Source organism: Micromonospora sp. KC207 (genome assembly GCF_004348615.1).
GTDB lineage: Bacteria > Actinomycetota > Actinomycetes > Mycobacteriales > Micromonosporaceae > Micromonospora.
On record NZ_SMKJ01000054.1, the window covers coordinates 22,382 to 28,872 of the forward strand.

General features: G+C 72.2%; 9 protein-coding genes. All 9 read left to right on the plus strand.

All coding sequences use genetic code 11. From position 1 onward, the window contains the following. Positions 1-36 precede the first annotated feature (36 nt). The 9 genes from sufD to E1258_RS09775 all read left to right on the plus strand — a co-directional run bounded on the left by sufD (position 37) and on the right by E1258_RS09775 (position 6,367). On the plus strand, positions 37-1,185 hold the full coding sequence (sufD, locus tag E1258_RS09740) for a Fe-S cluster assembly protein SufD (protein ID WP_132398870.1): 1,149 nt from the start codon (positions 37-39) through the stop codon (positions 1,183-1,185). Beyond that, positions 1,185-1,529, plus strand: a complete 345-nt coding sequence (locus tag E1258_RS09745) for a non-heme iron oxygenase ferredoxin subunit (RefSeq protein WP_132398872.1) — start codon at positions 1,185-1,187, stop codon at positions 1,527-1,529. Before sufD ends, E1258_RS09745 begins: the two co-directional genes overlap by 1 nt. Continuing rightward, positions 1,529-2,302, plus strand: a complete 774-nt coding sequence (gene sufC / locus E1258_RS09750; protein WP_132398874.1) for a Fe-S cluster assembly ATPase SufC — start codon at positions 1,529-1,531, stop codon at positions 2,300-2,302. Before E1258_RS09745 ends, sufC begins: the two co-directional genes overlap by 1 nt. Before the next feature lie 5 nt (positions 2,303-2,307). Then, positions 2,308-3,612 carry a cysteine desulfurase gene (locus E1258_RS09755; RefSeq protein WP_132398876.1) on the plus strand — a complete coding sequence of 435 codons (1,305 nt, stop codon included), beginning with the start codon at positions 2,308-2,310 and terminating at the stop codon, positions 3,610-3,612. Beyond that, the gene (sufU, locus tag E1258_RS09760; RefSeq protein ID WP_132398878.1) at positions 3,612-4,085 is read left to right on the plus strand and encodes a Fe-S cluster assembly sulfur transfer protein SufU; all 474 of its coding nucleotides are present in this window, start codon (positions 3,612-3,614) and stop codon (positions 4,083-4,085) included. Before E1258_RS09755 ends, sufU begins: the two co-directional genes overlap by 1 nt. Beyond that, complete coding sequence (locus tag E1258_RS09765) at positions 4,082-4,507, plus strand: metal-sulfur cluster assembly factor (RefSeq protein WP_132398880.1); 426 nt, start codon at positions 4,082-4,084, stop codon at positions 4,505-4,507. Before sufU ends, E1258_RS09765 begins: the two co-directional genes overlap by 4 nt. Positions 4,508-4,821: 314 nt before the next feature. Continuing rightward, positions 4,822-5,448 carry a LysE family transporter gene (locus tag E1258_RS09770; RefSeq protein ID WP_132398882.1) on the plus strand — a complete coding sequence of 209 codons (627 nt, stop codon included), beginning with the start codon at positions 4,822-4,824 and terminating at the stop codon, positions 5,446-5,448. Positions 5,449-5,467: 19 nt separating this feature from the next. Then, complete coding sequence (locus E1258_RS33200) at positions 5,468-5,608, plus strand: hypothetical protein (RefSeq protein WP_165949704.1); 141 nt, start codon at positions 5,468-5,470, stop codon at positions 5,606-5,608. A gap of 102 nt (positions 5,609-5,710) precedes the next feature. Then, on the plus strand, positions 5,711-6,367 hold the full coding sequence (locus E1258_RS09775) for an acVLRF1 family peptidyl-tRNA hydrolase (protein ID WP_132398884.1): 657 nt from the start codon (positions 5,711-5,713) through the stop codon (positions 6,365-6,367). Positions 6,368-6,491: the final 124 nt, after the last annotated feature.

Consider the following 6,491-nt stretch of genomic DNA (forward strand, 5'->3'; position numbering starts at 1 on the left):
GCCCTCCGACCAATCGCAGAACAGACCAAGGAAGAGATGACTACCCAGGCTTCCGCGCCGCCCAGCACCAAGTCGCAGGCGCTCCGCTCGTACGACGTCGCCGACTTCCCGGCCCTGACGGGCCTGGAGGAGGAGTGGCGCTTCACCCCGCTCAAGCGCCTGCGCGGCCTGGTCGGCCTCGGCGGGGCACGGGCCGCCACCGGCATGGTCCGGCACGAGTACGGCGACCTGCCGGCCGGCGTCAGCGCCTCCCGGATCGGCTCCGACGACCCCCGGGTGGGCAGCGTGCTCACCCCGGTCGACCGGGTCAGCGCGCTGGCGTACGGCGAGGCCGGGCAGGCGCTGCTGGTCGAGGTCGCCCGCGACGCGGTGGTGGCCGAGCCGGTGCGCCTGCGGGTGGTCGGCGACGACGCCGAAGGGCTCGCGTTCGGGCACACCTTCGTCGACGTGGGGCGCTTCGCCGAGGTGACCCTGGTGCTGGAGCACGTCGGCTCGGCTACCCTCGCCGACAACGTCGAGGTTTCCGTGGGCGACGGCGCGCGGCTGACCCTGGTCACGGTGGCCGACTGGGCCGCCGACGCGGTGCAGGCCCAGCACCTGCGGATCCGGCTGGGTCGGGACGCCAGGGTCGTGCACGTCCAGGTCAGCCTCGGTGGCGACCTGGTCCGGCAGTACACCTCCGTGGAGTACACGGGCCGCGGCGGCGAGGCCGAGCTGTACGGCCTCTACTTCGCCGACGGCGGTCAGCACCTGGAGCACCGCCAGCTCGTCGACCACAACGTGCCCGACTGCCGCAGCTACGTCGGCTACCGGGGCGCGTTGCAGGGCGCCGACGCACACACCGTCTGGGTGGGCGACGTGCTGATCCGCGCCGAGGCGACCGGCACCGACACGTACGAGATCAACCGGAACCTGCTGCTCAGCGACGGTGCCCGGGCCGACTCCGTGCCGAACCTGGAGATCGAGACCGGCGAGATCGCCGGCGCCGGGCACGCGAGCGCGACCGGCCGCTTCGACGACGAGCAGCTTTTCTACCTGATGGCCCGGGGCATCCCGGAGAACGAGGCCCGCCGCCTCGTGGTCCGTGGCTTCTTCGCCGAGCTGATCAACAAGATCCCGGTCGAGGAGCTGCGCGAGCGGCTCGGCGACGCCATCGAGGCCAGGCTCGCGAAGGCGGGCACCTGATGATCAGGATCTGTTCGACCGAGGACGTACCGAAGGGCAGCGTGATCAGCGCCGACGTCGACGGCATCCCGATCGCGTTGGTGCACGGCGAGGACGGCGAGTTCTACGCCGCGTACGACGAGTGCTCGCACGCCTCCGTGGCCCTCTCCGAGGGCGAGGTCGAGGGTTGCACGCTGGAGTGCTGGCTGCACGGCTCCCGTTTCGACCTGCGGACGGGCGAGCCGACCGGACTGCCCGCCACCGAACCCGTTCCCGTCTACCCCGTCGAAGTCCGCGACGGCGACATCTACCTTTCCGTGGGCGACGACGGCCGCCCGATGCCGAGCAATGGAGTGACCCGATAATGAGCACCCTGGAGATCCGCGACCTGAAGGTGTCGGTCAAGCTGCCCGAGGGTGAGCTCAAGCCGATCCTGTCCGGCGTCGACCTGACCGTCCGGTCGGGGGAGACCCACGCGATCATGGGCCCCAACGGCTCCGGCAAGTCCACTCTGGCGTACTCCATCGCCGGCCACCCGAAGTACGAGATCACCGGCGGTTCCGTGACCCTCGACGGCGTCGACGTGCTGGCCATGTCCGTCGACGAGCGGGCCCGCGCCGGTCTCTTCCTGGCCATGCAGTATCCGGTCGAGGTCCCCGGCGTGTCGGTGGCCAACTTCCTGCGTACCGCCAAGACCGCGATCGACGGCGAGGCGCCGAAGCTGCGCACCTGGGGCGGCGAGCTGCGGGGCGCGATGGAGCGCCTCCAGATGGACCCGGCCTTCGCCCAGCGCAACGTCAACGAGGGCTTCTCCGGCGGCGAGAAGAAGCGGCACGAGATCGTGCAGCTGGAGCTGCTCAAGCCGAAGGTGGCGATTCTCGACGAGACCGACTCCGGCCTCGACGTCGACGCCCTGCGCGTGGTCAGCGAGGGCGTCAACCGGGTCCGCGACAGCGGGGACACCGGCCTGCTGCTGATCACCCACTACACCCGGATCCTGCGCTACATCAAGCCCGACTTCGTGCACGTCTTCGTCGCCGGCCGGATCGTCGAGCAGGGCGGCCCGGAACTGGCCGACAAGCTCGAGGACGAGGGCTACGAGCGGTACGTCGCCGGGGCCGGCGCGGCACGGGCCTGACCGCGATGTCCTCTCTGACGATCCCGGCCGGCATGCCGCAGTTCGACGACGTGCCGCGCTTCGACGTGGCGGCGGTGCGCGCGGACTTCCCGATCCTCGACCGGGAGGTCAACGGGCACCGGCTGGTCTACCTGGACAGCGCTAACACCTCGCACAAGCCGCGTCAGGTGCTCGACGTGCTCGCCGAGCACTACGCGATGCACAACGCCAACGTGTCGCGTTCGGTGCACACCCTGGGCACCGAGGCGACCGAGGCGTACGAGGGGGCACGGGCGAAGATCGCCCGGTTCGTCAACGCGCCGAGCGTGGACGAGGTGGTGTTCGTCAAGAACTCGACCGAGGCGATCAACGTCGTGGCGTACGCGTTCTCCAACGCGTCGCTGCGCGCCGACGGTGACCCGAGGTTCCGGCTCGGTCCGGGCGACGAGATCGTCATCTCCGAGATGGAGCACCACTCGAACATCGTCCCGTGGCAGCTCCTCGCCGAGCGTACCGGCGCGACCCTGCGCTGGTTCCCGGTCACCGACGCCGGCCGGCTCGACGAGTCCGGGCTGGACGACCTGGTCACCGAGCGGACGAAGATCGTCTCGCTGGTGCACATGTCGAACATCCTCGGCACGGTCAACGCCACCGCCCGGATCACCGCGCGGGTCCGCGAGGTGGGGGCGCTGCTGCTGCTGGACTGCTCGCAGTCGGTGCCGCACCTGCCGATCGACGTGGTCGACCTCGACGCCGACTTCATCGTCTTCACCGGGCACAAGATGTGCGGCCCCACCGGCATCGGGGTGCTGTGGGGCCGCGGCGAACTGCTCGCGGCGATGCCCCCGGTGTTCGGTGGCGGCTCGATGATCGAGACGGTCACCATGGCCCGGTCGACGTTCGCCGCGCCGCCGGCCCGGTTCGAGGCGGGCACCCCGCCGATCGCCGAGGCGGTGGCGCTCGGCGCGGCGGTGGACTACCTCACCGGCCTGGACATGCGGGCGGTCCAGTGGCACGAGAAGGAGCTGACGGCGTACGCGCTGGACGCCCTCGCCACCGTGCCCGGCCTGCGGATCTTCGGGCCGACGGTGCCGGTGGGCCGGGGCGGGACGATCTCGTTCGCGCTCGGCGACATCCACCCGCACGACGTCGGGCAGGTGCTCGACTCCCTCGGGGTGCAGGTGCGAGTCGGGCACCACTGCGCGAAGCCGGTCTGCACCCGGTTCGGCGTGCCGGCCATGACGCGGGCCTCGTTCTACCTGTACACCACCACGGGCGAGATCGACGCCCTGGTGGGTGGCCTGGAGCAGGTGCGGAAGGTGTTCGACTGATGCAGCTCGACCAGCTCTACCAGGAGATCATCCTGGACCACTACAAGCGCCCCCACGGCCGTGGCCTGCGCGACGCCGACGACCCGGCCGACCGGGTCGCCGAGGCGCACCACGTCAACCCGACCTGCGGCGACGAGGTGACCGTCCGGGTCGCCACCGACGGCACCGTGCTGCACGACATCTCGTACGACGGCATGGGCTGCTCGATCAGCCAGGCGTCGGCGAGCGTGCTGCACGAGCTGCTGCGCGGCCGGGGTGTGGGGGAGGCGTTCGCCGTGCACGAGGCGTTCGTCGAGTTGGTGTCCGGCCGTGGCCAGGTCACGCCGGACGAGGACGTGCTCGGTGACGGGGTGGCGTTCGCGGGCGTCGCGCGCTATCCCGCCCGGGTCAAGTGCGCGTTGCTGCCGTGGATGGCGTTCAAGGACGCCACGGCACGCGCCGGGGTGGGCGTGAGCCCGGAGGTGAAGGCATGAGTTCTGACCAGACCGCCGGCACGCCGGAAACCGGCGCCGTGGCGACCGACGCCGCGACGCCGACCACCGAGGGCGCGGCTTTGTCGGCCACCGGCGGCAAGGCCGCCGTCGCCGACGTCGAGGAGGCGATGAAGGACGTCGTCGACCCCGAGCTGGGCATCAACGTTGTCGACCTCGGCCTGGTGTACGGCGTGCACGTCGACGACGACAACGTGGCCACCCTGGACATGACGCTGACCTCGGCGGCCTGCCCGCTGACCGACGTGATCGAGGACCAGGCCCGGCAGGCGCTGACCACCGGCCCCGGCGGGGGACTGGTGAACGACATCCGGATCAACTGGGTCTGGCTGCCGCCGTGGGGGCCCGACAAGATCACTGACGAGGGGCGCGACCAGCTCCGCTCCCTCGGCTTCAACGTCTGACGTTCTTTCCCGTCGAGCGCGGCACCCGGTCCCCGGGTGCCGCGCTCGACCCGTTCCCGTTCCCGTTCCGCTTCCCAAGCTCGCGCTCGATCACGAAAGCAGTGGCCTCCGGTCAGGTCCGATGCCACTACAGCCAGGTCCGGCCCGGCATCCAGCCCGGTCTGCGGAAATGCGGTTGGCAGGCGGCGGGCGAGGGCCCACGATGGGCGGGTGATCGAGACGTGCCGGATGAAGCCCGCCCCTGTCGCCGCGGCCGTGGCCGCCGGGCGACAGTGGGCGGCGCCCCCGGCCGCCCCGGTTCTGCCCCGACCGTCGTGACCGGGGCGTTCCTGGCCGGCCTCGCCGCCGGTTACGGTGTCGCCGTGCCCGTCGGCGCGATCGCCGTGCTGATCATGGGGCTCAGCGCACGGACCTCCTTCCGCGTCGGTGCCGCCGCTGCTCTCGGGGTGGCTACCGCCGACGGTGTCTATGCCGCCGTGGCGACCCTCGGTGGGGCGGCGGTGGCAGGGATGGTCGCCCCGATCGCCGGGCCGCTGCGGCTGGTGGCGGCGGCGGTGCTGCTCGCCCTGGCGGTGCGGGGTGCGTGGCAGGCGCTGCGTCCCCGCCCGGTGAGTGGGCCGGCCGGCCGGCGGCGCGGCCTGGAGAGCCCCGCTCGGGCCTTCGCCGGGTTGTTGGCGCTGACCATGCTCAACCCGGCCACCATGGTCTACTTCGCCGCGCTCGTGCTCGCCGGCAACGACGGTGCCGGAACCGGCCCGGCGGTGGCCGTCGCCTTCGTGGCCGGTGCCTTCCTCGCCTCGGCAAGCTGGCAGCTACTGGTCGCCGGTGGTGGCACCGTGGTTGGCCGGGCCCTCACCGGTCCGCGCGGTCGCCGCGTCACGGGGCTGGTGTCCAGCGCGATCATCGCCGCGCTGGCCGTCGCCGTCCTGCTGACCGCCTGACCGGCCCACTGGCGCTGGCATGGCCGGCTCGTCGGCACTGACCCGCGCCGGCTCGTCGGCACTGACCCGCGCCGGCTCGTCGGCACTGACCCGCGCCGGCTCGTCGGCACTGACCCGCGCCGGCTCGTCGGCACTGACCCGCGCCGGCTCGTCGCACTGACCTGAGCCGGCTCGTCGGCACTGACCGTAGCTGTCCTAGGTCCTGTGGGGTCCGGGTGGACCGGGGCCGACGGCCGGCTGCCGGTGCCGTAGGTTCGGGGCCATGAGCAGCAGGCCGGCGGCCGGTGGTGGGCGTTGGGTGGAGGTGACACCGGCGCGCGTCGACCGCTGGGTGGACGGCTTCGCCGACCGACACGGCCCGCCCACCACGACGGTGTGGGAGCACGGCCTGCTGCTCACCGCCCCGGATGGGGCCACCGCCGAACTGCACACCCCGCCTGGCGCGCCGCCCGCGGCCGACGTACCCGGTTTCGTGGCCGCCGCCCGCGCTCCGCGCCGCATCGGTCTGCTGCTCGCCCGCAAGGGGGCGGTGGCTGTCGGGGTCGCCGAGGGCGAGAAGCTGATCGTCTCCAAGGTGGACAGCCGCTACGTGCAGGGCCGCACCGCCGCGGGCGGCTGGTCCCAGCAGCGCTTCGCCCGGCGGCGGGACAACCAGGCGAAGGCGGCCCTCGGCGATGCGGTCGACCTGGCCGTCCGGCTGCTGCTGCCGGAGGCGGCCGACCTGGCGGTGTTGGTCTGCGGCGGCGACCGGCGGGCGGTGGACATCGTGTTGGCCGATCGGCGGCTCGCCCCGCTCGCCGCGCTGCGCGCCGAACGCCTCCTCGACGTCCCCGAACCCCGCCACGCCGTGCTGCTTGCCGCAGTGGCATCCGCCCGCGCCGTCCACATCCTCATCCGCGACCCTCCGGATAGTCGATAATAGACTCGCGTCAGGTCGGCGATCGAAGATGACGCGAATCTCCTGATCATCACGTCGCGGCCCACTGCCACCGGCAGGCGGGTGGGGGGTGAACACGACGGCTGGCGCAAGGGTTGGTTCAGGG

Bases quoted from the DNA above. Each gene is read 5' to 3' on its own strand.
- sufD (WP_132398870.1), top strand. From the start codon at position 37: ATGACTACCCAGGCTTCCGCGCCGCCCAGCACCAAGTCGCAGGCGCTC.
- E1258_RS09755 (WP_132398876.1), top strand. From the start codon at position 2,308: ATGTCCTCTCTGACGATCCCGGCCGGCATGCCGCAGTTCGACGACGTG.
- E1258_RS33200 (WP_165949704.1), top strand. From the start codon at position 5,468: ATGGCCGGCTCGTCGGCACTGACCCGCGCCGGCTCGTCGGCACTGACC.
- sufC (WP_132398874.1), top strand. From the start codon at position 1,529: ATGAGCACCCTGGAGATCCGCGACCTGAAGGTGTCGGTCAAGCTGCCC.
- sufU (WP_132398878.1), top strand. From the start codon at position 3,612: ATGCAGCTCGACCAGCTCTACCAGGAGATCATCCTGGACCACTACAAG.
- E1258_RS09765 (WP_132398880.1), top strand. From the start codon at position 4,082: ATGAGTTCTGACCAGACCGCCGGCACGCCGGAAACCGGCGCCGTGGCG.
- E1258_RS09745 (WP_132398872.1), top strand. From the start codon at position 1,185: ATGATCAGGATCTGTTCGACCGAGGACGTACCGAAGGGCAGCGTGATC.
- E1258_RS09775 (WP_132398884.1), top strand. From the start codon at position 5,711: ATGAGCAGCAGGCCGGCGGCCGGTGGTGGGCGTTGGGTGGAGGTGACA.